This is a genomic window from Brevundimonas sp. A19_0 (assembly GCF_017744255.1).
Classification (GTDB): domain Bacteria; phylum Pseudomonadota; class Alphaproteobacteria; order Caulobacterales; family Caulobacteraceae; genus Brevundimonas.
Map to the genome: position 1 here is coordinate 1 of NZ_JAGHQP010000013.1, position 23,286 is coordinate 23,286.

24 protein-coding genes are annotated in these 23,286 nt (G+C 67.8%); 13 read left to right on the plus strand and 11 right to left on the minus strand.

Annotated features, from left to right (window positions below; genetic code table 11):
• The 5 genes from J7346_RS11430 to J7346_RS11450 all read left to right on the plus strand — a co-directional run.
• A partial coding sequence (locus tag J7346_RS11430) for a peptidoglycan DD-metalloendopeptidase family protein (RefSeq protein ID WP_209120069.1) occupies positions 1-568 on the plus strand: 568 nt, incomplete at its 5' end.
• A 270-nt stretch (positions 569-838) separates the two neighbouring features.
• Positions 839-1,168: a preprotein translocase subunit YajC gene (gene yajC / locus J7346_RS11435; protein WP_209120138.1), complete on the plus strand. Its 330-nt coding sequence runs from the start codon at positions 839-841 to the stop codon at positions 1,166-1,168.
• Positions 1,169-1,196: 28 nt separating this feature from the next.
• Complete coding sequence (secD, locus tag J7346_RS11440) at positions 1,197-2,789, plus strand: protein translocase subunit SecD (protein WP_209120070.1); 1,593 nt, start codon at positions 1,197-1,199, stop codon at positions 2,787-2,789.
• 4 nt (positions 2,790-2,793) lie between these two features.
• Positions 2,794-3,777: a protein translocase subunit SecF gene (gene secF / locus J7346_RS11445; protein WP_209120071.1), complete on the plus strand. Its 984-nt coding sequence runs from the start codon at positions 2,794-2,796 to the stop codon at positions 3,775-3,777.
• A gap of 13 nt (positions 3,778-3,790) precedes the next feature.
• Entirely contained in the window at positions 3,791-4,429 is a 639-nt protein-coding gene (locus tag J7346_RS11450; RefSeq protein WP_209120072.1) for a squalene/phytoene synthase family protein, read from the plus strand.
• Here the strand turns inward: J7346_RS11450 and J7346_RS11455 are convergent.
• From J7346_RS11455 to trmFO, 4 genes are read right to left on the minus strand one after another with little or no spacing between them, the layout of a single operon-like run.
• Positions 4,426-5,286, minus strand: a complete 861-nt coding sequence (locus tag J7346_RS11455; RefSeq protein ID WP_209120073.1) for a hypothetical protein — start codon at positions 5,284-5,286, stop codon at positions 4,426-4,428. The two genes, J7346_RS11450 and J7346_RS11455, sit on opposite strands and share 4 nt — an antisense overlap.
• Positions 5,287-5,340: 54 nt before the next feature.
• Positions 5,341-6,231 carry an oxygenase MpaB family protein gene (locus tag J7346_RS11460; protein ID WP_209120074.1) on the minus strand — a complete coding sequence of 297 codons (891 nt, stop codon included), beginning with the start codon at positions 6,229-6,231 and terminating at the stop codon, positions 5,341-5,343.
• Between the two features lie 2 nt (positions 6,232-6,233).
• Positions 6,234-6,443 (minus strand): hypothetical protein, encoded by a 210-nt coding sequence (locus J7346_RS11465; RefSeq protein ID WP_209120075.1) that lies wholly within the window; start codon positions 6,441-6,443, stop codon positions 6,234-6,236.
• Positions 6,440-7,831 (minus strand): methylenetetrahydrofolate--tRNA-(uracil(54)-C(5))-methyltransferase (FADH(2)-oxidizing) TrmFO, encoded by a 1,392-nt coding sequence (gene trmFO, locus J7346_RS11470; RefSeq protein WP_209120076.1) that lies wholly within the window; start codon positions 7,829-7,831, stop codon positions 6,440-6,442. Before trmFO ends, J7346_RS11465 begins: the two co-directional genes overlap by 4 nt.
• A 92-nt stretch (positions 7,832-7,923) precedes the next feature.
• On the opposite strand from trmFO, the gene J7346_RS11475 reads away from it, so the two are divergent.
• The 3 genes from J7346_RS11475 to J7346_RS11485 are packed head-to-tail and all read left to right on the plus strand — an operon-like array spanning position 7,924 to position 10,569.
• Entirely contained in the window at positions 7,924-8,715 is a 792-nt protein-coding gene (locus tag J7346_RS11475; RefSeq protein ID WP_209120077.1) for a hypothetical protein, read from the plus strand.
• 1 nt (position 8,716) lies between these two features.
• Positions 8,717-9,643, plus strand: a complete 927-nt coding sequence (locus tag J7346_RS11480; RefSeq protein WP_209120078.1) for a hypothetical protein — start codon at positions 8,717-8,719, stop codon at positions 9,641-9,643.
• 26 nt (positions 9,644-9,669) lie between these two features.
• The gene (locus J7346_RS11485; RefSeq protein WP_209120079.1) at positions 9,670-10,569 is read left to right on the plus strand and encodes a hypothetical protein; all 900 of its coding nucleotides are present in this window, start codon (positions 9,670-9,672) and stop codon (positions 10,567-10,569) included.
• Between the two features lie 22 nt (positions 10,570-10,591).
• Here the strand turns inward: J7346_RS11485 and uvrA are convergent, their stop codons facing one another.
• Both uvrA and J7346_RS11495 read right to left on the minus strand, forming a co-directional pair.
• Positions 10,592-13,531, minus strand: coding sequence for an excinuclease ABC subunit UvrA (uvrA, locus tag J7346_RS11490; protein WP_209120080.1), 2,940 nt, complete (start codon positions 13,529-13,531; stop codon positions 10,592-10,594).
• 94 nt (positions 13,532-13,625) lie between these two features.
• Positions 13,626-14,060: a hypothetical protein gene (locus tag J7346_RS11495; protein ID WP_209120081.1), complete on the minus strand. Its 435-nt coding sequence runs from the start codon at positions 14,058-14,060 to the stop codon at positions 13,626-13,628.
• Positions 14,061-14,302: 242 nt separating this feature from the next.
• Between J7346_RS11495 and J7346_RS11500 the strand changes: the two genes are divergently transcribed.
• A complete protein-coding gene (locus J7346_RS11500) occupies positions 14,303-15,871 on the plus strand; it encodes an ABC-F family ATP-binding cassette domain-containing protein (protein ID WP_348521502.1) in 1,569 nt (522 codons plus the stop codon).
• 3 nt (positions 15,872-15,874) lie between these two features.
• Here J7346_RS11500 and J7346_RS11505 read toward each other — a convergent pair whose 3' ends face one another.
• The 4 genes from J7346_RS11505 to J7346_RS11520 form a co-directional block, all read right to left on the minus strand.
• Positions 15,875-17,467 (minus strand): EAL domain-containing protein, encoded by a 1,593-nt coding sequence (locus tag J7346_RS11505; RefSeq protein WP_209120083.1) that lies wholly within the window; start codon positions 17,465-17,467, stop codon positions 15,875-15,877.
• A gap of 69 nt (positions 17,468-17,536) precedes the next feature.
• Positions 17,537-17,983, minus strand: coding sequence for a flagellar basal-body protein FlbY (locus tag J7346_RS11510; RefSeq protein ID WP_209120084.1), 447 nt, complete (start codon positions 17,981-17,983; stop codon positions 17,537-17,539).
• Complete coding sequence (locus J7346_RS11515) at positions 17,980-18,279, minus strand: rod-binding protein (protein ID WP_209120085.1); 300 nt, start codon at positions 18,277-18,279, stop codon at positions 17,980-17,982. Before J7346_RS11515 ends, J7346_RS11510 begins: the two co-directional genes overlap by 4 nt.
• Positions 18,280-18,281: 2 nt before the next feature.
• Entirely contained in the window at positions 18,282-19,400 is a 1,119-nt protein-coding gene (locus J7346_RS11520; protein ID WP_209120086.1) for a flagellar basal body P-ring protein FlgI, read from the minus strand.
• A 179-nt stretch (positions 19,401-19,579) separates the two neighbouring features.
• Here J7346_RS11520 and J7346_RS11525 point away from each other — a divergent pair, with 179 nt between their 5' ends.
• From J7346_RS11525 to gltX, 4 genes are all read left to right on the plus strand, one after another.
• A complete protein-coding gene (locus tag J7346_RS11525; RefSeq protein WP_209120087.1) occupies positions 19,580-20,011 on the plus strand; it encodes a flagellar assembly protein FliX in 432 nt (143 codons plus the stop codon).
• Positions 20,012-20,163: 152 nt separating this feature from the next.
• Complete coding sequence (dksA, locus tag J7346_RS11530) at positions 20,164-20,598, plus strand: RNA polymerase-binding protein DksA (RefSeq protein ID WP_209120088.1); 435 nt, start codon at positions 20,164-20,166, stop codon at positions 20,596-20,598.
• 13 nt (positions 20,599-20,611) lie between these two features.
• The gene (locus tag J7346_RS11535) at positions 20,612-21,457 is read left to right on the plus strand and encodes an alpha/beta hydrolase-fold protein (RefSeq protein ID WP_209120089.1); all 846 of its coding nucleotides are present in this window, start codon (positions 20,612-20,614) and stop codon (positions 21,455-21,457) included.
• A gap of 71 nt (positions 21,458-21,528) precedes the next feature.
• Positions 21,529-22,878: a glutamate--tRNA ligase gene (gene gltX, locus J7346_RS11540; protein ID WP_209120090.1), complete on the plus strand. Its 1,350-nt coding sequence runs from the start codon at positions 21,529-21,531 to the stop codon at positions 22,876-22,878.
• A gap of 24 nt (positions 22,879-22,902) precedes the next feature.
• Here gltX and J7346_RS11545 read toward each other — a convergent pair whose 3' ends face one another.
• Positions 22,903-23,202: a hypothetical protein gene (locus tag J7346_RS11545; RefSeq protein ID WP_209120091.1), complete on the minus strand. Its 300-nt coding sequence runs from the start codon at positions 23,200-23,202 to the stop codon at positions 22,903-22,905.
• Positions 23,203-23,286: the final 84 nt, after the last annotated feature.

The window sequence follows — 23,286 nt, forward strand, 5'->3', positions numbered from 1 at the left end:
GAGTGTCGGCGCCGATGTGGTGCTGCCCGACTCGGCCGTGGATTCCGGCCGCGACCCCTATGCCACCGGCCCATCGCCCGTCGGGGTGCGCGTGCCGTCCGGTGCCCTGCCGCCGCCCCCGCCGCCGCCCTCGGGCAATGCCCCCATGCCGCCCATCGCCAGCGGCTCGACCGCGCGCAACGGGCCGCTGGACTGGCCGGTGCGGGGCGAGATCCTGCGTCGCTTCGGCCCCGTCGGCATGGGCGAGCGCAACAACGGCATCAATATCGGCGCGCCGCTGGGCGAGCCGGTCCGGGCGTCGGCCGCCGGACGGGTCGGCTATGTCGGCGACACCCTGCCGGGTCAGGGCCTGACGGTTCTGGTGCTGCACCGCGACGGCTGGCGGACGGTCTATGGCCATCTGGGTTCGACGCTGGTGCGTGAAGGGGACGACGTGGAGGCCGGCCAGCAACTGGGCACGGTGGGCGATACAGCCGGTGACGGACGCCCCTCGATCCACTTTGAGGTGTGGCGCATGCAGGGCGATCAGCCGGTGCCGCTGGACCCTGTGACGCAACTGCCGCGATAAGTCGCGTTCGCGGGCCCTCAGGTCCGTTGCATTCAGGCGTCCGGCCCCCTAGAGCCTGATCGGCTGAGGAGGAATCGCTTCGCGATCCCGCTGAAGCCGTGAATCAGGCTCCAGGAATTTCCGAGTGCATGATTCACGAACGCGTCGGAACCGCGAAGCGGTTCCATCTTATTCGATCATGCACTAGGTTCCGCGCCACATTCGAGACACGAGGCCGGACAACGATCCGTGCCGGGAGAAACCATGACAGCTCAAGACCCCATCCTGCTGATGGCCGTGGCGGCCGACGGCGGCATCCTGCCGCTGCTGGTGAACTTTCTGCCGTTCATCGCCATCTTCGTCCTGTTCTACTTCCTGCTGATCCGTCCGCAGCAGAAGCGGATGAAGGCGCACCAGGAACTGGTGTCCTCGGTCAAGCGCGGCGACACCATCGTGCTGTCGAGCGGCATGATCGCCAAGGTGACGCGGGTCGAGGCCGAGGAAGTCATGGCCGAGATCGCCCAGGGCGTGAACGTGCGGGTCGTCAAGACGATGATCACCGAGGTGCGCGACCGCACCGCGCCGGCCATCGAACGTAAGGCCAAGAGCGCCAAGGCCTGACCAGGGCCGGCCTTCGGGGAAGCGAACCATGATCCATCTGTCGCGCTGGAAGGTGATCCTTCTGGCTCTGTCCCTGGCGTTCGGACTGCTGTTCGCCTACCCCAATCTGCTGACGCCGGCCCAGCGCGACGCGCTGCCCGACTTCCTGCCCAAGAATACGCTGAACCTGGGCCTCGACCTGCAGGGCGGGTCCTATCTGCTGCTCGAGGTCGATGTGACCGAGATGCAGTCCAAGCGGGTCGGCAATACGGTCGAGGATGCCCGTCAGGCGCTGGGTGAGGCCGGGATCACCCCGGTCTCGATGCAGACCGAGGACACGGGCGTCGTGGTCACACTGGCCAGCGATGCGGACGTGGACGCGGCCTTTACCGCCCTGCGCGACGTGGTCGGACGCACCTCGGCCGGCGGCGTGCCGGACCGGCAGCTGAACCGTTTGTCGGGCAACCGCCTGCGGGTGGCCTTCACCGACGCGGCCCTGAACAGCATGGGCCCCGATGCCGTGACCCAGTCGATCGAGGTGGTGCGCCGCCGGATCGACAGCCTGGGCACGCGCGAACCTTCGATCACGCGCCAGGGTGCTGACCGCATCGTCATCCAGGCCCCCGGCGAGAGCGATCCCGCCGAGCTGGAGCGGGTGATCGGCCAGACGGCGCAGCTGACCTTCCAGATGGTCGACGAGGACAACAGCATCAACGACGCCCTGCAGGGCCGGGTGCCGCCCGACGCCGTACTGATGAATGACGAGCTGGGCACGCCGCTGCTGGTCAAGCGCCGCATTCTGGTGTCGGGCGAGAACCTGACCCGGGCGTTCGTCACGACCGACCAGAATGGCCAGACGGCTATCGGCTTCAACTTCGACAGCCAGGGCGCCCGTCGTTTCGGCGAGGCAACGGCCTCGAACATCGGACGCCGGTTCGCCATCATCCTGGACGGCAAGGTGATCTCCGCTCCGGTGATCCGCAGCGCCATCCTGGGCGGTTCGGGCGTGATCGAGGGCAATTATTCGATCGCCTCGGCCTCCGAGATGGTCAGCCTGCTGAACGGCGGGGCGCTGCCGGCGCCGCTGAAGGTCGAGGAGCGTCGGACCGTGACCGCCGAACTGGGCAAGGATGCCGTGGATCGCGGCATGCGGGCCACGGCGCTGGGCTTTGTCGTGATCGTGGTCTTCATGTTCCTGGCCTATGGGGTGCTGTTCGGCGGCATCTCGGTGATCGGCCTGGCCCTGAACGGCCTGCTGATCCTGGCGGCCATGTCGATGACCCAGGCGACCCTGACCCTGCCCGGTATCGCCGGTCTGATCCTGACCTTCGCCGTGGCCGTGGACGCCAACGTTCTGATCTATGAGCGGATGCGTGACGAGGCCCGACAGGGCCGCAGCGTGATCGCCTCGCTGGACGCCGGCTTCAACAAGGCCATGGGCACGATCGTCGATGCCAACCTGACGACGCTGGTGGCGGCGATCATCATGTTCTTCTTCGGGGCAGGCCCGGTGCGCGGCTTTGCCTGGACGCTGTCGATCGGCGTCTTCACCTCCATGCTGTCGGCCGTTCTGGTCGCCCAGGTGGGACTGGCCTGGTGGCTGAAGGTCGCCAAGCCCAAGAAACTGCCGGTCGCGGAGTAAGCCGATGCGTGGATGGCCTCTTATCAAGCTGCTGCCGACCAAGACGAACTTCAAGTTCGTCAAATACTCGCGCCTGTTCGGCGTGCTGTCGGTGGTCCTGTGTATTGCCTCGATCATCGGGTGCTTCACGCCCGGCCTGAATATGGGCATCGACTTCAGCGGCGGCGCGTCGCTGGAAGTGTCGAAGCCGGCCGGCCAGACCATTGACCAGGAAGAGGTGGCGTCGGCCGTCAGCGCCCTCGGCCTGCAGGACGTCGGGGTGCAGGGCATCGCGCGTCTGGACAATAACCAGGTCGACGGCTCGACGGTGCTGCTGCGCTTCCAGCTGCCGGACGGCGCCGACCAGACCGAGGTCGTGCGCGACGTCGAGGCCGCCATCACCCAGACGGTGGGCGAGGTGACCTATTCCGGCGTGTCCGTGGTCGGCTCCAAGGTTTCGGGTGAGCTGTTCCGCTCGGGCCTGATGGCGCTGGGCCTCGCGACCGTGCTGATGTTCCTCTACATCTGGTTCCGGTTCGAGCCGCAGTTCGGCATGGGCGCCGTGGCCGGTCTGGTGCACGACGTGATCCTGACGTTCGGCCTGATCGTCATCATGCGGCTGGAGTTCAGCCTGAACATGGTGGCCGCGATCCTGACCGTGATCGGCTATTCGATGAACGATACCGTCGTCGTGTTCGACCGCCTTCGCGAGAACCTGCGCAAGTACAAGAGCATGCCGCTGGGCGAGGTGATCGACCTGTCGATCAACGAGACCCTCAGCCGGACGGTGATCACCGGTGTGACCGCCGTCATGGTGCTGGCCGTACTGGCCTTCCTGGGCGGCGAGGTGCTGTTCGGCTTCTCGATCGCCCTGATGTTCGGCATCATCGTCGGCACCTATTCCTCGGTCTATGTGGCCGCGCCGATCATCCTGCTGTGGGGCGTGAAGCGGGGCGAGTTCGCCGAGGAAGCCAAGCCGATCAAGCTGGGCGGCGCCAGCCGCCCGTAAGGCGGAAGCGAGCGTGAGTGACTCTCCTGCGGTCGATCTGGACGCCCAGGTCCGGACGCTCGATCCGGACCGCTGGCTGGCCAGCCGGTTCGTCAGCGACGAGGCGCGGCGCGCGGACCTGATTGCCCTGTATGCGTTCGAGGCCGAGCTGATGGTCATTCCGACGCGGGTGACCCAGCCGCTGCTGGCCGAGATGCGCTATCGCTGGTGGGCCGACCAGATGGAGGGGGTGATCTCGAACACCCCCCGCATCGGCCATCCCGTTCTGGAAGCCCTGACCCGCGCCGTACAGCGGCACGGGCTGGACCGCGCGCCGCTGGACGCGCTGATCGAGGCGCACATCGGTCGGGTGCACGGCGAGCCCCACGATCTGGACGCCTTCTACGTCGGCCCGATGCAGGCGGCGGTGCAGATTCTGGCCGGGCCGGGCCATGAGGTGGCGGTGGTCGAGGCCGGACGGGTGCGGGGCCTCTCCCAGACCGGACGGACCGATGAGGCGCGGGCGCTGAGGCCTGCGGCCAATGCGGCCCTGAAGGCGCTGCCGACCGAGGCCTTTCCTGCCGTGGCCCCCGCGGCCCTGAGAGACCCGACGGCGCCCGAGCCGGTCAAGCGGCTAAGGCTCGTCTGGGCCAACCTGAGGGGGCGGATCTAGTCCGCCATGGGCAGCCGGGCGACGTGGGGCTCACCACTGACCAGCCAGACGAGGATGGGCGGCTGGCCTTCGGTGACCACCTCGACGCCGCGCTGGACCAGCGGATAGCGGGGGACGCAGGGCGCGACGTCCGCGCCCTGATCCATGTCGCAGGCGGTCAGATAGCGGTCGCGCTCGAGCGGGCGGATGCGGCGCTCCGCCAGAGGGCCAGTGGGCTGCTGGTTGGCGGTAATGACATTGAGGCTGCGGTTCGGGGTTTTCGCCAGCACGAACTCGACGTCATGGCGATAGCTGTGGGGCCGCAGGGCAATCAGGACGGTGTCGTCCTGGCCGTCATAGTCGACGTCCCAGCGGACCGCGTCGGCAGGCGCTGACAGGGCAGCGCTGGAGCCGGCCCCGGCGGTGGCTTCGGCCCGGGTGGTGACCACAGGCTTGTCATACAGGTACGGCGACCCCCGGCAGACGGCGTCGCTGATCAGGCTCTCGGCCGAGTGGGGGATGGCGTGGACCACTTCGTCGATCGTCGCCTCGCCCAGCATTCGGCCTTCGGCGTCGAAGACCTGAACCTGCTGCATGCGGATGCTGCCGTCGCAGTCGGTGGTGCCGGTGACCAGGGTCACGGCCTGATCGCCGACGACCGCGCCGTGGTTGACCTGGAGATAGCGGACGGGGCGCTCTTCCCGGCGCGAGGGGCTGCCCTGCGGCAGCATGTCGGCCTCGAGCAGAAACAGGGAGGTGCCGTCAGGCTGTTCTGCGGTCGGGACAAAGTCGATCAGCTGGCGCCAGGGCCCGTCCTGCGGGTCCGGAGCCGGGACAAGAAGGGCGAGGGCGGCCAGCACGCTGATCATGATCGTCACTCCGTAATTCCGGCCGCAAGCCTATGACCCGCAACGTCCTTTGCCTAGCCGCGATCAGGAACGGGAAGGACGCGGAAACCCGGTCGCCTCGCGCGGCCAGACCCGGCCGGTGGGCGACTGGTCGAAAGCCCAGCGGATGAAGCGGGCGGTGGTCAGGGCGCTGTTGCGGACGAATGGACGGGGCAGGGCGGGCCGAGGGCCATGCATCGCCTGGGCCCAAGGGGGCAGGAGGTCAAAGCCGGCCTGCATGATGACCCCGGCTGCCGCATCGACGGCGGGCGAGCCGATCCGCTGGCGCATGACCAGATCGGCGACCTCGCGGGTGCGGGCATCGGCGCGCAGCTGGGGGTGATACGACTGGATGAGGGCCTCCGCCTCGGCGCGGCTGCGAGGCAGGGGATCGGCGCCCAGGGCCTGACCGACGCGGGCCATTTCGTCGAAATAGGCATCCTGTTCGGCCAGCGGCATGTCGGGCCGGGCATAGCGGATCCAGGCGTCGAGGAAGCTGATCGTCTCGGTCACATGGACCCAGGCCAGCAGGGCAGGGTCGGACACGCGATAGGCCGTGCCGTCGGGCAGGGTGCCGCCCAGCTTCGCATGGATGCGGTTGACCTTGTCGATGGCGGCCTGACCGGCCTCCGCATGGTCATAGGTGGTGACGGCGATGAATTTGGCTGTGCGACGCAGCCGCCCGTGCATGTCCGCGCGAAAGTCCGAATGATCCCAGACCCCGGCCAGGACCGCCGGGTGCAGCATCTGGAGCAGCAGGCCCGACACCCCGCCGATCATCATGGTCACCACGTCGCCGTTGACCTGCCAGGCGACTGAGTCCGGCGGGAACAGCGCATCGCCCCGCCGCATAACCGGCCGCTCGCCCTTCTCCGCATCGTTGAACACATCGCTGATGCGCTTGCGGATGGCGGCGCGGACAGGGTGGAGCAGCATGATCAGGCCTGACCCGCGGGCGGCTGGAGGGCGAGGATCTTGCGGTCGAGGCGGGTGATCTCGGACTCGAGGCGCGCCTTTTCGGAGGCCATGTCGACCGGCGTGCCGTCGTCGTAGGTGATCTGCGCGCCCTTGGCGATCAGGTCGAGGCGGTGGATCAGGGTGACGCGGCGCTCGATCATGCGCGCCAGCTCGCTGTCGGTGCCGGTCATGCCGCGTCCCGCCACGCCTTGAGCGACTCCATGGCGCGGATACTCATCAGGCGTTTCTTGGCGCGGCCGCGATCCTTGGGCGGGATCTTCTTGCCGTCCTCGTCTAAGCGCGGCGCCTCGAGCGGCGGCAGCAGGCCGTAGTTGATGTTCATCGGCTGGAATTTCGAACCTTCCAGATGGCCGCCGGTGATGTGTTCGACCAGGGCGCCGATGGCGGTCTCGGGCGGCGGGGGCGCCAGATCGCGGCCCAGAGCCTGGGCGGCGGCGAGGCGACCGGTCAGCAGGCCGAGCGCCGCGCTCTCGACATAGCCCTCGACCCCCGTCACCTGACCGGCGAAGCGCAGGCGGGGCAGGGCCTTCAGCCGCAGCTGTCGGTCCAGCAGTTTCGGGCTGTTGAGGAAGGTGTTGCGGTGCAGGCCGCCCAGCCGCGCGAACTGGGCGTTCTGCAGGCCCGGGATCATGCGGAAGATGTCGGTCTGGGCGCCGTATTTCAGCTTGGTCTGGAAGCCGACCATGTTGAACAGGGTGCCGAGCGCATTGTCCTGACGCAGCTGGACGATGGCGTGGGCCTTGACCGTCGGATTGCGCGGATTGGTCAGGCCGACGGGCTTCATCGGGCCGTGACGCAGGGTCTCGCGGCCGCGCTCGGCCATCACCTCGATGGGCAGGCAGCCGTCGAAATAGGGGACGTTCTCCCACTCCTTGAACTCGGTCTTGGGGCCGGCCAGCAGGGCATCGATGAAGGCGTCGTACTGCGCCTTGTCCATCGGACAGTTGACGTAGGCCGCCGCGTCACCGCCGGGCCCGGCCTTGTCATAGCGGGACTGGCGCCAGGCGATGTCGAAGTCGATCGAGTCGGCGTGGACGATGGGGGCAATGGCGTCGAAGAAGCTGAGCGACTCCTCGCCCGTGGTCTTCAGGATGGCGTCGGCCAGGGCGGCCGAGGTCAGCGGGCCGGTGGAGACGATGACATTGTCCCAGTCCTCCGGCGGGATGCCGGCGATCTCCTCGCGCACGACGGTGATCAGGGGATGATCCATCAGCCGCGCGGTGACCGCTTCGGAAAAGCCCTCGCGGTCCACGGCCAGGGCGCCGCCAGCGGGCACCTGATGGGCGTCGCCGCAACTCATGATGATCGAATCCAGCGCCCGCATCTCGGCGTGCAGCAGGCCGACGGCATTGTATTCCCAGTCGTCCGACCGGAAGGAGTTGGAACAGACCAGTTCGGCCAGGCCGTCGGTCTGGTGGGCGTCGGTCTTGATGCCGGGCACGCCCCGCATCTCGTGCAGGATGACGGGCACGCCCGCGCGGGCGATCTGCCAGGCGGCTTCCGAGCCGGCCAGGCCGCCGCCGATGATGTGTACGGGAGAGGGGGAGGGAGAGGTCATCGCGGCTTTCTAGACACGCCAGGAGACTTCGTCAGCAACCGTCTGGTCGCACAGGCGGCAGGGACGCTAGAATGGGCCGTGGGGGAGGCAGAATGTCGGCACTCAGGGCATCGATGACGGACGCGCGCCGGTTGCAGCCGGGCCAGGCCCTGGCCACGGCGGTCAGAGGCCTGCCGCGTCTGTGGGCCGCAGGCTGGCCCGGACTGGTGCTGCTGGGCCTGATGATTCCGCTGGGTCGCTGGGCGGCCGGGTCGGCTGCGGCCGCCACCCTCGTCCATGCCATGGGGGCCGTGCTGACGCTGGCGGTGTGGACCGGCCTGACGGCGGTGGCGCTGGATCGCGACCCGCCTGCCGGAGGGGTCGCGCTGGGCGCCCGGCTGCTGCGCGTGGTGGCGGCGGCGGTGCTGAACCTGATCTTTCTGGCGATGATTGCGGTGGTACTGGCGCTGGTCAGTCTGGCGATCTTCGGCATGTCCGGACTGGATATTGAGGCCATCCAGGCCCGCGACTGGGCCCGGGTCGGGCCGGTCTGGCAGATGGTGGCGCTGGGGGCCGTCGCCCTGATCGTGCTGGTCGTGCCCCTCCTGCTGATCGTGCGGCTGTCGCTGTTCGTGCAGGCGACCGTCGGCCGGGGGCAGGTGGTGTCGCTGAACACCATGGGGGTGGCGCAGGGCAGTTTCTGGCCGCTGATGGGGCTGTTCCTGATTCTGGCCGTGCCGCCGCTCGCCCTTCTGGGGTGGGCGGGCGCCCACGGGTTGATCGGGCTGGCGCTCGCGGGACTGATCGCGCTATGGCTACCCCTGTCGGCGGGGGCGCTGGCGGCCGCCTACGGGCAGCTGGAATACTGGACGCCGGACTTTTCGGGCCACCTCGGGGGAGGGTGAGATGAAGACATTCGATATCACGGAGGCGCTGGCCGAGCCCTTTCGTCAGGCCATGCGGCGCCCGATGGCGACGCTGGTCTGGGGCCTGGTGAGTCTGTTGCCGAGCATCGGGGGCATCGCGCTGATGTTCCATCTGTTCGGCAGCGAGATGTTCTTCGAGCCGGACGTCCAGGGCGTCGAGGATTTGCAGGCCTTCTTCCAGTTCCAGAGCTGGTCGATGATGGTCAATCTGCTGGAATGGCTGGGTTCGATCGTCGTGATCACGGCCGTGACGCGGGCAACCTTTGCCGTCCGTCGCCGGGACAGCGCGTTTTTCCTGCGGGTCGGCTGGGACGAGCTGTGGGTTCTGGTCGCCAGTCTGGTCGTGGCGATTGTGGCGGTGATCGCGGTATTGATTCTGGCGGCCCTGGCGATCGGTCTGGGCGTGGCGATCTGGCAGTTGCCGGAGCTGGCGCGCGGGTTCGGCTATCTGATCCTGGGCGTTGCGGTGCTGCTGGCCATCCTGCTGGCGGCCGGACGCGCCTATCTGATCCTGCCGGCCTGTGTGTGGCACCACAAACTGGCCTTTGAGGAAGGCTGGAAGCTGGGACGGGGTAACACCTGGCGGCTGGCCGGGCTGCTGATCATGGTGGGGATTGTCAGCCTCGTCATGTCGCTGGTGCTGCTGGTGGTCGGGGTGATCCTGCTGATGATCGTCGGCGCTGTTCTGGGCGGCTGGTCAGCACCGGCCATCGACGACCCGGAGGCATGGTTCGAGAATATTTTCGAACAGCCGATGATCTGGGTCACCGTGGGCGTCATCATGCTGATACCGCTGGCCTGGGCGCAGGGCTTCTTCCAGCTGCTGGGCAATGCGCCCTTTGCCCATGTGGTGCGCGAACTGTCGACCGACACCGACATGGCTGACAGCTCATCCGAGTCCGTCTAGGGTCGGTATCTCATCGATCGGAGGGGATGACGATGTTCTCGGCAACTGACGCGGCCTTCGAGGGCTTTCGCGTGGTGCGGCGCAAGCCGGTGGTGCTCCTGTGGTGGGCGGGCTTCTACATGCTCAGCTTTGCCCTGATCTTTGCCCTGGCTGCGGGGCCGATCATCGGCATGATCAATGCGTTCGGCGATCTGGAGGCCATGGGTCCTGCAGCAACGCCCCAGGATTTTGAGCCTTTCATGGCCGCCTATATGGGGGTGATGCCGCTGATGGTTCCGCTCGGGATCCTGTTGGGGGCGGTGACGACCGCCGCCGTGGCACGCTCGGTGGTGGAGCCGGGCAAGTCAGCCTTCGGCTATCTGCGCGTCGGCATGGATGAAGTCCGCGTGGCCGTGGTGAGCCTGGTGCTGTCCATCGTTATCGGGATCGCCTCTTTCATCGCCTTCATGGTGGCCATCGGGATCGGGGGAGCGATGATCGCGGGTGATGTGCCCGGGGCCTGGCTGGTTGCCATTGTGCTGGGTATCGCCGCCGCCGCCGCGGTTGTCTGGCTTTCGGTCCGCCTGTCGCTCGCGGTGCCGATCACCGTGGCCGAGAAGAAGTTCGCCTTCTTCGAATCGTTCAAGATGACCGGAGGGCATGTGTGGGGCCTGATCGGAATGGCGATCATCGCCTTCGTCATGACGATCGTGGTGAGCATCCTGGCCTCGATCGTCTTCTTCCCGGTCAGCATGGGCCTGTTTGCGACCGTCGACTGGCAAGCGCTCGAGAATGCCGACATCGGCACCATCCTGCAGAGCGCGGGCCCGATGATCCTGGTCGCCATCGTGTTGCAGGCCATCAGCGCTGCCCTGCAGGCAGCGGTGACCTATGCGCCCTTCGCGGCGGCCTATATGGGCCTCAAGGGGACCGCCACTCACCTCTGAGACGGGCGAACCGCCCCGGGCGTCAGGCTTTCGCCCGGGCCTTTCGTCTGGCTGGTGCGGCCTCGGCCGTGAGGGCGGCCACGCGCGCCTTGCGGCGGTCCTCGTGGCGTTCGAGCACGGGCTTGAGGTAGCGGCCGGTCCAGCTGGCAGGATTGTCGGCCACCTGTTCGGGGGTGCCGGTCGCGACGATCTCGCCGCCGCCGTCGCCGCCCTCGGGGCCGAAGTCGAGCAGCCAGTCGGCCACCTTGATGACATCCAGATTGTGCTCGATCACGACAATGGTGTTGCCGGCCTCGACCAGTTCCTGAAGCACTTCCAGAAGCTTTTTGGTGTCCTCGAAATGCAGGCCGGTGGTCGGCTCGTCGAGGATGTAGAGGGTCTTGCCGGTGGCACGCTTGGACAGTTCCTTGGACAGTTTGACCCGCTGGGCCTCGCCGCCGGACAGGGTGGTGGCGGGCTGGCCCACCTTGACGTAGCCGAGACCCACGCGCTCCAGCGTCAGCATGCGGTCGCGGATCGGCGGCACGGCCTTGAAGAAGGTGGCGGCTTCTTCAACCGTCATATCCAGAACGTCGGATATGCTCTTGCCCTTGAAGACGATTTCCAGCGTCTCGCGGTTGTAGCGCTTGCCCTTGCAGACGTCGCAGGTGACGTAGACGTCGGGCAGGAAGTGCATCTCGATCTTGATGACGCCGTCGCCCTGGCAGGCCTCGCAGCGTCCGCCCTTCACGTTGAAGCTGAAGCGACCGGGGCCATAGCCGCGGGCCTTCGCCTCCGGCAGGCCGGCGTACCAGTCACGGATCGGGCCGAAGGCCCCGGTATAGGTGGCCGGGTTCGAGCGCGGGGTGCGGCCGATGGGGGACTGGTCGATGTCGATGACCTTGTCGAAATGCTCCATCCCCTCGATCCGGTCGTGCGGGGCCGGGGCGTCGGACGCATTGTGCAGGCGGCGCGCGGCGGCCTTGTACAGGGTCTCGATGGTGAAGGTCGACTTGCCCCCGCCGGACACACCGGTGATGCAGGTGAACAGGCCGACCGGGATCTCGCCCGTGACGTTCTTGAGGTTGTTGCCGGTGGCGCCCGAGATGCGCAGCATCCGCTTGCGGTCGACCGGGCGGCGGCCGTCCACGGGCAGTTCGATCTCGCGCTCGCCCGTCAGATATTTGCCCGTCAATGATTGAGGGTTGGCCATGACCTCGGCCGGGGTGCCCTGGGCGCAGATCTGGCCGCCATGGACGCCGGCGGCAGGACCCATGTCGATCACATGGTCGGCGGTCAGGATGGCTTCCTCGTCGTGCTCGACGACCAGCACGGAATTGCCGAGGTCGCGCAGCCCGCGCAGGCTGTCCAGCAGGCGGCTGTTGTCGCGCTGGTGCAGGCCGATGGACGGCTCGTCCAGCACATAGAGCACGCCGGTCAGGCCGGAGCCGATCTGGCTGGCCAGCCGGATGCGCTGGCTCTCGCCGCCCGAGAGGGTGCCGGAGTTCCGCGACAGGTTCAGATAGTCGAGGCCGACATTGTTCAGGAACCGCAGCCGGTCGGTGATTTCCTTGAGGATGCGTCGGGCGATCTCGGCCTGCTTCTCGGTGAGGGTCTCCTCGAGCGTCGAGAACCAGAGGTAGGCTTTCGAGATCGACAGGGCGCTGACTTCGGCGATGTCCTCGCCATTGATCTTGACCGACAGGGCCTCGGGCTTCAGGCGCTTGCCGCCGCAGGACTCGCAGGGGGTTTCGGACTGATAGCGGCCCAGCTCCTCGCGCACCCAGGCGCTGTCCGTCTCGCGCCAGCGCCGCTCCAGGTTCGGCAGCACGCCCTCGAACGGTTTGGAGACCTCGTATTTGCGGGCGTTGTCGTCATAGACGAACTTGATCTTCTCCTTGCCCGTGCCGCCCAGGATGACGTCGCGCGCCTGATGCGGCAGGTCGCGCCAGGGCTTGTCCATGGAGAAGCCATAGTGGCGGGCCAGGGCCTGCAGCGTCTGGGTGTAGAGGGGCGAGGGGCCGCGCGACCAGGGAGCGACCGCCCCCTTGTGCAGGGTCTTGTCGCCATCTGGCACGACCAGGCCGGCGTCGAAGGCCAGCTTGACGCCAAGGCCGTCGCAGGACGGACAGGCGCCGGTCGGGCTGTTGAACGAGAACAGCCGCGGCTCGATCTCGCTGATGGTGAACCCGGACACCGGACAGGCGAAGCGCTCGGAAAAGATGATACGGCGCGGCTCGGTCTCGCCCTCGGCGACACTGGCCCATTCTGCGACGGCGATACCGTCGGTCAGCTTCAGCGCGGTCTGCAGGCTGTCGGCATAACGACCCTCAAGGCCGTCCTTGGTGATCAGCCGGTCGACCACGACATCGATGTCGTGCTTGAACTTCTTGTCGAGGACCGGTGCGTCCTCGATGGGATAGAATTCGCCGTCGATCTTCAGCCGCTGATAGCCCAGTCGCTGCCATTCGGCGATTTCCTTGCGGTATTCGCCCTTGCGGTCGCGCACCACGGGCGCCAGCAGCAGGATGCGCTCGCCCTCGGGCAGGGCGGTCAGCTTGTCGACCATCTGGCTGACGGTCTGGCTTTCGATCGGCAGGCCGGTGGCCGGCGAATAGGGAACCCCGACCCGCGCCCACAGAAGACGCATATAGTCGTGGATCTCGGTGACTGTGCCGACGGTCGAGCGCGGGTTCTTCGACGTCGTCTTCTGTTCGATGGAGATGGCCGGCGACAGGCCCTCGATCAGGTCGACGTCGGGTTTGCCCATCAGCTCCAGGAACTGGCGGGCATAGGCCGAGAGGCTCTCGACATAGCGGCGTTGACCCTCGGCATAGATGGTGTCGAACGCCAGCGAGGACTTGCCCGAGCCGGACAGCCCCGTCATCACGACCAGCTGGCCGCGGGGAATATCGACGTCGACGCCCTTGAGATTATGCTCACGTGCGCCGCGCACACGGATGAAGTCGTGTTTTTCGATCATGCCTGTCCGGGAACGCAGAGAGGGCCGGACGGGTCCGGCGCGACGCCGGTATATGGGCATTGATTTGCCGATTTCAGCAAGAACAAATACGGAACTACGGGGTGTCCGTCAGGAAGGTGCCGGTTCTGAGGGTGATGTCGCAGCGCCAGTCGGTCGCGCCGTCCCAGCTGCAGCCGTCGGCGCCGAAGCGGTCGCGCTGGAGAGGTTCGGTCGTGCGCAGGGTGCGGCCATCGACGGCATATTCCGAACCCATGGCCTGGCTTCGGGTGGCGAGGCCGTCGTAGAAGGCCCTGGCCGGCTGGCCGGAGCAACTGAAGACCAGAAGCTCGGTGCCGGGGTCGGACGCCCGCGCATAGGTTCCGGCGTCGATGGCCTGACCGATGCAGTCGGCATAGAGGCGGGCGTGCGGCGGGGCGGCCAGTGTTGTGACCGGCCGAAGGTCCAGCGGATCGGGCGGCCCCGCCGGTGCGTGGGCACAGGCTGAAATCCCGGCCACAGCCATCAGAATCCCGCCCGCCGATCGCTTCATGGCCGCCTCCCGTCCGTTCGCCTGTGGCACGATCTCACGGCATCGTGCATCTGGCCAAGAGGGAATGGCGCTTGCGCCCATCGGCAATCCATCCCATTCTCCTGTCTTCGCGTGAGTAGTTTCTGGAGGCCAGACGATCATGATCAGCGCTGTGGAAATCGGTACCGCCCTTTCCCTCGTCGCCCTCGTGGTCGCCTATGTCTCGCTCCAGCCTCGCCCGAAACCCGTGCCCATCCGCGTTCGTGACGCTCAGCGGCGTCGCCGCCCGCACGCCTGACGGCCGCACCCTTTTTGACAATCTGAACCTGTCGCTGGGGCGCGAGCGCACCGGCATTGTCGGCCGCAACGGCACCGGCAAGACGACCTTGCTCGACCTGATCTCGGGCGACCGCGCCCCGGCCGAGGGATCGGTCGCGCGGGCGGGCAGCCTCGCGCGTCTTCGTCAGGAGGCCGACAGGGCGCCGGGCCGGACGGTCGCGGGTGTGCTGGGCGTGGAAGCGGCGCTGGCCCGCCAGCAGCGTATTCTGGCGGGGGAAGGCACGGCAGATGACCTGGCCGAGGCCGACTGGACACTGGAGACGCGGCTGGAGGAGGCGCTGGCCGCCGTCGGTCTGCGCGGGCTGGCCCTCGGCCGGGACGCCGCCCCCCTGAGCGGGGGTGAGCGCACGCGTCTGGAGCTGGCGGCGCTGGAGCTGGTCGGGGCGGATTTGATCCTGCTGGACGAGCCGACCAACCATCTCGATGAGGCGGGGCGCGCCCTGGTGGCCGAGCGACTGGCGACATGGCCGGGCGGGGCGGTGGTGGTCAGCCATGACCGGGCGCTGCTGCGTGGGATGGACCGGATCGTCGAGCTGTCGCCTCTCGGTGCGGCCGTCTATGGGGGGAACTACGACCTTTATGCCGAGCGCAAGGCCGTCGAACGCGAGGCCGCTGAACATGATCTGGCCGTCGCCGAAAGCGCAGTCGTTCGGACCGCCGCGGAGGCCCAACGCCGCGCAGAGAACAAGGCCCGGCGGGATCAGGTCGGGCGGCGCAAGGGCATGAAGGGCGACATGCCCAAAATGCTGCGCGACGCGAAGATTGAGCAGGCCGAGCAGTCCGGGGCCAGTCAGGTCCGTTTGGCGGCGAAGCAGGCGGAAGACGCGGAACAGGCACTGGCCGCCGCGCGTGAGCGGGTCGAACGGGCAAGGCGCATGAGCCTGCCCCTGCCGGCGACCGGACTGGCGACCGGGCGGCAGGTGCTGACCCTGGACCGGGTGGTCGTCGCGCCGGCCGAGGGCGTCCGCATCGGACCGGTCGATCTGAGGCTTGTCGGGCCGGAGCGGGTGGCCATCACCGGCGCGAACGGCTCGGGGAAGACGACGCTGCTGGACCTGATCGCGGGCCGGTCCGCGCCGTCAGAGGGGCAGATTGAGCGACCGGTGCCGCTGGCGCTGCTGGACCAGCACGCCAGTATCCTGCGCGATGAGGAAACCCTGATCGAGGCGTGGCAGAGGCTGAACCCCGGCGGCACCCTGAATGACGCCCAAGCGGCGCTGGCGCGCTTCCTGTTCCGCAATGTCGAGGCGCACAAGTCGGTCGCGACTCTGTCGGGTGGGGAGCGTTTGCGGGCCGCCCTGGCCTGTGTGATGACCGGCCCGGAACCGCCGCAGCTGCTGGTGCTGGATGAGCCCACCAATCACCTCGATCTGCAGGCCATCGAAGCGGTGGAGGCGGCGCTGGCCGCGTGGGACGGGGCACTGGTGGTGGTCAGCCACGACCGCGATTTTCTGAATGCGATCCGGATCGATCGCGAGCTCCGTCTGGACTGAGGCTCAGCCCCAGGACTCGACCGCGCCGCGGCGGCGAGCCGCGACGGGGGGCGCCGGGGGCTCCAGGCGGGGCCTGGGTTCGGGCTTGCCGTAGAACCAGCCCTGGCCGAGATCCACGCCGAGGCCGACCATCAGTTCGGCGACCTGTCCGGTTTCGACGCGTTCGGCCACGGTCTTGAGCTTGAGGCCCGCGCACATATCGACCAGGTGGCGGATCAGGGTGCGGGACTTTTCATCCTCGCAGGCGCGCATGACGAAGCCGCCGTCGATCTTCACCCCGTCGACGGTCAGATGGTTCAGATAGTCGAAGCAGGACGCGCCTACCCCGAAATCGTCCAGATAGATGCGGAACCCGGCCTTGCGGATCCGGGCCAGCCGCTTCTGGGCGCCCTCCAGATCGGCAATGTTAGCGGTCTCGGTGATCTCGAGGCTCAGGCGGCGGCGGATGTCGGGATCGTTGGCTGACAACCGCAGCAGGGCCTCGCCATAGGCGTCGGAATCCAGCGATCCGGCCGAGACGTTCACGGCGATATGGGTCAGGCCATAGCCCGGGCTCTTCATCTGCTGGATGGCCTTTTCGGCCACGACCAGATCAAAGCTGTCGATCAGGGCGAGGGTTTCGGCAAGGCGGATGGTGCTTTCGGGGCCGTCGCTGCCGGGGATGCGAGCGAGAGCCTCGAAATGGTGCACAGCGCCGGTGCGCAGGTCGACGATCGGCTGATAGTGCAGGGCAAAGTCGCGCGCCTTCACCATGGCGCGGAAGCTGTCCATCTGCACGAGGGTGCGGTCCAGCGTCTTGTGGAAGGTCACGTCGGGGGCGTCGAGCGCGCCATTGGTGATGCAGACCTCGAGCGCATGGCGCATGGCGCGCAGGGTGGCGTGGCGGTCCATGCCGTTGGTCAGATTGACCTGGCGGACGTCGGCGCCGACGTCGATGCCTTCCAGCGCGGCGACGTTGTGGATGGCATCCTCGACGACCGAGACGTCGCCGTCGCGGCGCAGCAGGGCATAGGCATTGCCCGCCAGATGCGAGGCGGAGGAGCCGTCGATCGACACGGATTGCAGGGCGTGGTGCAGATGGGCCTTCAGCCCATCTATCCGGTCCGGCTCGACGTTCTCGAGGCCCGTGACATCGACGAAGGCCAGATTGATCGCATCCGAGCCCGATGCCGCCAGCAGACCGCTTGTCTGACGCAGCAGGTCGTCGCGCGACAGCATCTCGGTGGGCTGGGGGGCTTCCAGGGCGAAGGGCTGGCCCAGCCAGGTGAGAGCGCACGACAGGTGAGGGGCCAGTTCGGGCAGGCTGAACAGGCGCAGGCGGACCCGGCGGAATGTGCCGCGGCCCAGGTCGTACATCAGATCGAGCGGCTCGCTGCGGGCGCCCGGCGTCAGGTCCGTCAGCGCGGCTTCAAGCCGCTCGACACTGCGGGCCTCAAACAGATCGGTCAGCGAGCGGCCGGTCCAGGTCGCCTCAGGGGAATGGCCGGCACAGGGAGCCGCCCCCATGGCCAGCACGATACGGCCCCCACCGTCGATCTCGACGAGGGTGTCCGCCGAAGCGAAGGCCAGACCCAGAAGACGACTGTTGAGAGGCATTGAGCCACTCTAGCGTGGCAGTCTTGAAGAAACCGGTGGCAAGTCTGGTTTACGAGAGGTTTCCGGGGCTCAGGCCGAGCGGTTGAAGGCCACCGCGCAGGCGTCGGTCGGGGTGGCCTGACCGGTGGCGCCATAGGCATTGGGGGCGCCGCGTTGCTGGCGGATTTCGGCGGCCAGGGTCTTCACCAGACCTTCCGAGATGATGCGGGCGGCCTCGACCGCGCGGGCGTGGCGACCGAGGATGACCTCAAACGCCTCGGTGGCCTTGATCAGGGCCGCGCGGTCGGCGGCCGGCGCATGGGCGAGGCCGGAGGGGTCGGCCTTGAGCTGGGCCGACTCGCGGCGATAGCGATTGGCCAGGTCCTGGGTCTCGGCCAGGCCTTCGGCGACGTCCTGCGGGCGCTGGGCCTCGAAGGCGGCCAGCTCGTCAGACAGGCGACGGGTCAGGGCCTGGGTCAGATCGATCAGCTGGCGCACGCGGGCCGAGGCATTCACGGTCAGGGCGGTGTCGATCATTCCGAAACTTCCTGCATCTGGAGCATGGTGGACATGACCTGATCGGCCAGGCCGATGCCGCCGGAGCGCGCGGTCTGCTTGGCCATTTCGTCGATCAGGAAGGACCGCCAGGTGCCCTCGGCCTCGCCGCCGCCGAACGGTGCCTCGGTCGAAATGCCCTCGAACATCGGGCGCAGCATCTGGGCGATGAAGGAGGCCTCGAAGTCGATGGCGGTCTCGCGCATGCGGTCCTGACGCAGGGCCGGGGTCTGGACCGGCCGAAGCAGGTCGGCGGGGAGAGAGATCGGATCGCTCATGCTCACATCACCTCGATGTCGGCTTGCAGGGCGCCCGCGGCCTTGATGGCCTGCAGGATGCTGATCATGTCGCGGGGCGTGACGCCCAGCGCGTTCAGGCCGGCCACCAGGCTGGAGAGGGAGGCCCCGCCGCCAACGATGCGCATCTGGGTGCCCTGATCCTCTTCGACCGTGACGGTCGAGGACGGGACGACCACGGTCTCGCCGTCGCTGAAGGGCGCCGGCTGGCTGACGAAGGGATCTTCCTGGACGCTGACGGTCAGATTGCCCTGGGCGATGGCGACGGTGGAGATGCGCACGGCATCGCCCATGACGATGACGCCATTGACCTCGTCGATGATCACCCGGGCGGGGGCATCGACCATGATCGGCAGGTTCTCGATGCGGCTGAGATAGCCGGCCATGCCCCAGCCCTGCGGCGCGCGGACGGTCACGACCGTGCCGTTCTCGGCCCAGGCCGTGCCGGGGTAGGCGTCGTTGATGGCCCCGGCCACCCGCTGGGCGGTGGTGAAGTCGGGATTGCGCAGGGTCAGGCGAACCTCGGGCTGGCGGCTGAGGTCAAAGCCGGTCTCGCGCTCGACGACGGCCCCGCCCGCAATGCGCCCGGCGGTCGGCACACCGCGCGTGACGGACGAGCCAGAGGCGCCCGAGGCCGACAACGACCCGGTCTGGATCGAGCCCTGGGCTACGGCATAGACCTCGCCGTCCGCGCCTTGCAGGGCGGTCACGACGACCGTGCCCCCCAGCAGGCTCTTGGCATCGCACAGCGTCGAGACCGAGACGTCGATGCGCGCGCCCGGCGTGGCGAAGGGCGGCAGTTCGGCCGTGACCATGACGGCGGCGATGTTCTTGGTGTTGGCGTTGGCGCCGCGAATGTTGACGCCCTGACGCTCCATCATCCCTTCCAGCGACTGGCGGGTCAGGGGGCAGTTGCGCAGGTTGTCGCCGGTGCCGTTCAGGCCGACGACCAGGCCATAGCCCACCAGCTGGTTGGAGCGGACGCCCTCGATCGAGACGATGTCCTTGATGCGCGACTGGGCCTGGGCGGCCTGCGGCAGGGCGACAAGCGCGACCGCACCGGCGGCGAGGCAGGAGGCGAGGCGGGCAAGAACTGACGACATGGGGGCGGTCCTGACAAACATGCCCGGAGGGATGCCAATTCTGTGCCGGAGCGAAAGTGTCGGAATTTCAGTGGTCTGATCTGTGAAGCTTGCACGCAGGTCTGCATTTTCTGCCGGGCCGTTAACCAAACCCTCACCTCGTGGCCCCAATCAGGAACCATGGTCCGGAGTGCCCGCACATGAAGATCACTGGTCCCCAGTCCAACACCCCCGCCGGTCGGCCCACGCGTACGGGTCAGGCCGCGGGCGGATTCAGCCTGGGCAGCACGGCGGGGGCGGCCTCTGCCAGCGCGAAAGCCGGTGTGTCCGGCCCGGCAGGTCCCACCAGTGTCGCCTCGCTGATGGCCCTTCAGGGCGTGGAGGGTGTCGATGGCCCGCAGGAACGGCGCCGGCGCGCCATCCGCCGCGGCAGCCGGCTGCTGGACCGGCTGGAGGCGCTGAAGCTGGCGCATCTGGCCGGGCAGGGCGGTGCCGAGGCCCTGTCCGCCCTGTCGCTGACCGGTCGCGAGGAACGCCCGGACGCCGAGGATGCAGGCCTGAATGCCGTGCTCGACCAGGTGGACCTGCGGGTGGCGGTCGAATTGGCCAAGGCCGCCGTCGCCGGGCGCTGACACCCGTCCAGGGTGCGGGGGAATTGTCACGGCTCACGGCATAGTGACCCGATAAAGCTGACCAAACCGGGGAATCGGCTTGAGACGACTCGTCGCCTTGCCTATAGGCCTGCATGCGCCACAGGGGGGCGTGAGAAGTGAGCGTGAGTGCGATGAACGCATTAGCGTCTGTGGTGACTGAAGGGACGGAAGTGTATCGCCCGTCCGACGACGAACCCTTCATGAACGAGCGGCAGCTGGCCTATTTCAAGGCCAAGCTGAACGCCTGGAAGGACGACATCCTGCGGGAGTCCCGCGGCACGGTCGTCAATCTGAAGGCCGAGACCGAAAACCATCCGGATCTGGTGGACCGGGCCTCGTCGGAGTCCGACCGGGCGCTGGAACTGCGGACCCGTGACCGGCAGCGCAAGCTGATCGCCAAGATCGACGAGGCCCTGCGCCGGATTGAGGACGGCTCCTACGGCTATTGCGAGGAAACCGGCGAGCCCATCAGCCTGGGCCGTCTGGAAGCCCGGCCGACCGCGACCCTCTCGGTCGAAGCCCAGGAACGCCACGAGCGCCGCGAGCGCGTCCACCGCGACGACTGAGGTCGCGGACGGGATGCGGGGCCTTGTCAGCATCCTGTTCGGTCTTCTTCTGCTGGCCACGGCGCCGCATGTCCGGGCCCAGCATGTCCCGGACATGCCCTTTCCGGCGGCGCTGCACGGCGATGCGTTCAGGCTGGACTCGCCCACCCTCGGTCGGGGGTTCGATATCTATGTCCGCCTGCCGCCGGAGTATGATCCGGAGGGCCCGGCCTATCCGGTCGTCTATCTGCTGGATGGCGACAGCCTGTTTCCCATACTGGCGGCCAATCACCTGTTCCTGACCTACGAGGAAGACCTGCCGGAAGTCGTGATCGTCGGCATTGCCTATGGCGGGTTCGACCCTTCGGTGAACCGCCGCAACATCGACTTCCAGTCGCCCGATGAGGGTGTTCCGCCCGAAGACGCCGGCGCCGGGCGCTTTCACACCTTCCTGACCGATGAGCTGATCCCTGTGGTCGAGGCGCGGTTCAACGTCGACCCCGACGGGCGCGTGCTGTTTGGCCAGTCCCGCGCCGGAAATCTCGTCCTCTATTCGGCGGTTGCCCATCCCGACGTGTTCCGGGGGCGGATCGCCAGCAATCCCTCCCTGACACCCGGCATGGGGTCGATCCTTGACGGGGCAGCTCCGGCCCGGCGGGACGACCTTATGGTCGTCATCACCAGTGGCGAGCGGGACAGGGCCGACCTGCCGGCGGAAGCGGCCCTCTGGGTCGACACCTGGTCCGGGCGGGATGTGCCGGATCGCCCGTGGGACATTCGCCTGATCCGGATCCCCGGTGGGACGCACGCCGCCAACTCGACGGATGCCTATCGGGCGGGCATGCTGTGGCTGTTCGCCGGCGACTACGCGGGCGATTGACCGCCCCTGTGCCTTGACTTCGACCGGGCGGGGCGCGACCTACGCGCCTCACGTTCAAGGTTTGTCGCTCCATGACTGTCAAAGTCCGTTTCGCCCCGTCGCCGACGGGTAAGCTGCACGTCGGCAATGTCCGCACGGCCCTGGTCAACTGGCTGTTCGCGAAAGGGCAGGGCGGGCAGTTCGTGCTGCGCATCGACGATACCGATCTGGCGCGCTCGACCGCCGAGTATGAGCGCGGCATCGAACAGGACCTGATCTGGCTGGGTCTGGTCTGGGACGAGCGGCACAACCAGTCCCAGCGCTTTGACCGCTACCGCGAGGCCGCCGAGCGGCTGAAGGCGGCCGGGCGGCTGTACCCCTGCTACGAAACGGCCGAGGAGCTGGACCGCCGCCGCAAGGTGCAGCTGTCGCGCGGCCAGCCGCCCATCTATGACCGGGCGGCCCTGCAGCTGACGCAGGTTCAGCGCGACGCCTATGAGGCCGAGGGGCGCCGCCCGCACTGGCGCTTCAAGCTGGACGGCCGCCGGGTTCACTGGGTCGATCTGGCGCGCGGTTCGGCCGAGGTCGACACGGCCTCGATGTCCGATCCGGTGCTGATCCGCGAGGACGGCCTGTTTCTCTATACCCTGCCATCGGTGGTCGACGATCTGGACATGGGCATCACCCATGTGATCCGGGGCGAGGACCATGTGACCAATACGGGGGCGCAGATCGAGATCTTCGAGGCGCTGATCGCCCTGGGCTGGACCGGCACCCTGCCGGGCTTTGCCCATATGCCGCTGCTGGTCGGGGCCGACGGGCAGGCCCTGTCCAAGCGGCTGGGGTCGCTGTCGATCTCGGACATGCGCGAGCAGGGCTATGAGCCGATCGCCATCACCAGCCACCTCGGCAAGATCGGCACGTCCGATGCGTTGGAAATCGCGCCGTCGATGGCCGAGCTGGGCGCGGGCTTCAGCTTCGACAAGATGGGCCGCTCGCCCGCCCGCTATGACACGGCGGACCTGGACCGGCTGAATGCGCAGGCGCTGCACGCCATGGACTATGACAGCGCGCGCGCGCGCCTGTCGGCGGCCGGCTGTGATCTGGGCGAGGATTTCTGGACCGCCGTGCGGCCCAATCTGGAGCGCTTCAGCGACGTCGAGGCGCTGGCGCGGATCGTCAACGGTCCCGTGACCCCGGTGATCCCGGATCCCGAGTTCGCCAGGGCGGCGGCGGAGACCCTGCCGGAGACCATCGATGGCGGAAGCTGGTCGGTGTGGACCGGAGAGATCAAGGCCCGGACGGGGGCGAAGGGCAAGGCCCTGTTCATGCCGCTGCGTCAGGCGTTGACGGGTCAGGACCATGGTCCCGATATGGCCGCCTTGATCCCGCTGATCGGGCGCGACCGGATCCTGAAGCGACTCTCCGGCGAGACGGCCTGACCGTCCCGCCGGAGGTCAGGATCGTCAGGCGTTGCAGGCGGCCAGTTCTTCGGCCGACAGGGTGGTGCCCTTCCAGGTGAAGGCGGTGACTTCGCCCAGACGGGCGACGGCGCGGCGGCACGCGCGCGTGGCCGGCTGGTTCGAGCCGCCGGTGGCCGTGCAGCTGTCACCTTCGCAGCGCCAGGTGGCGCCGTCGATGATCACGCGACCCGACGGGGCCGAGGCGGCGTCCGCCAGGGTGGCCGAGGTGTCGGCGACGGCGGCCGGGGTGGCCAGGGTGGGGGTGGCGACGGCCAGGATGGCCGCGATCAGAAGAGTGCTCATGGGGAGTGCTCCAGCTTGGACCGGGCAGGTCAGCCCGTGACGGCGCAATGTCCGTCTTTTTTGAAAACTGTCAAGGCTGGTGAT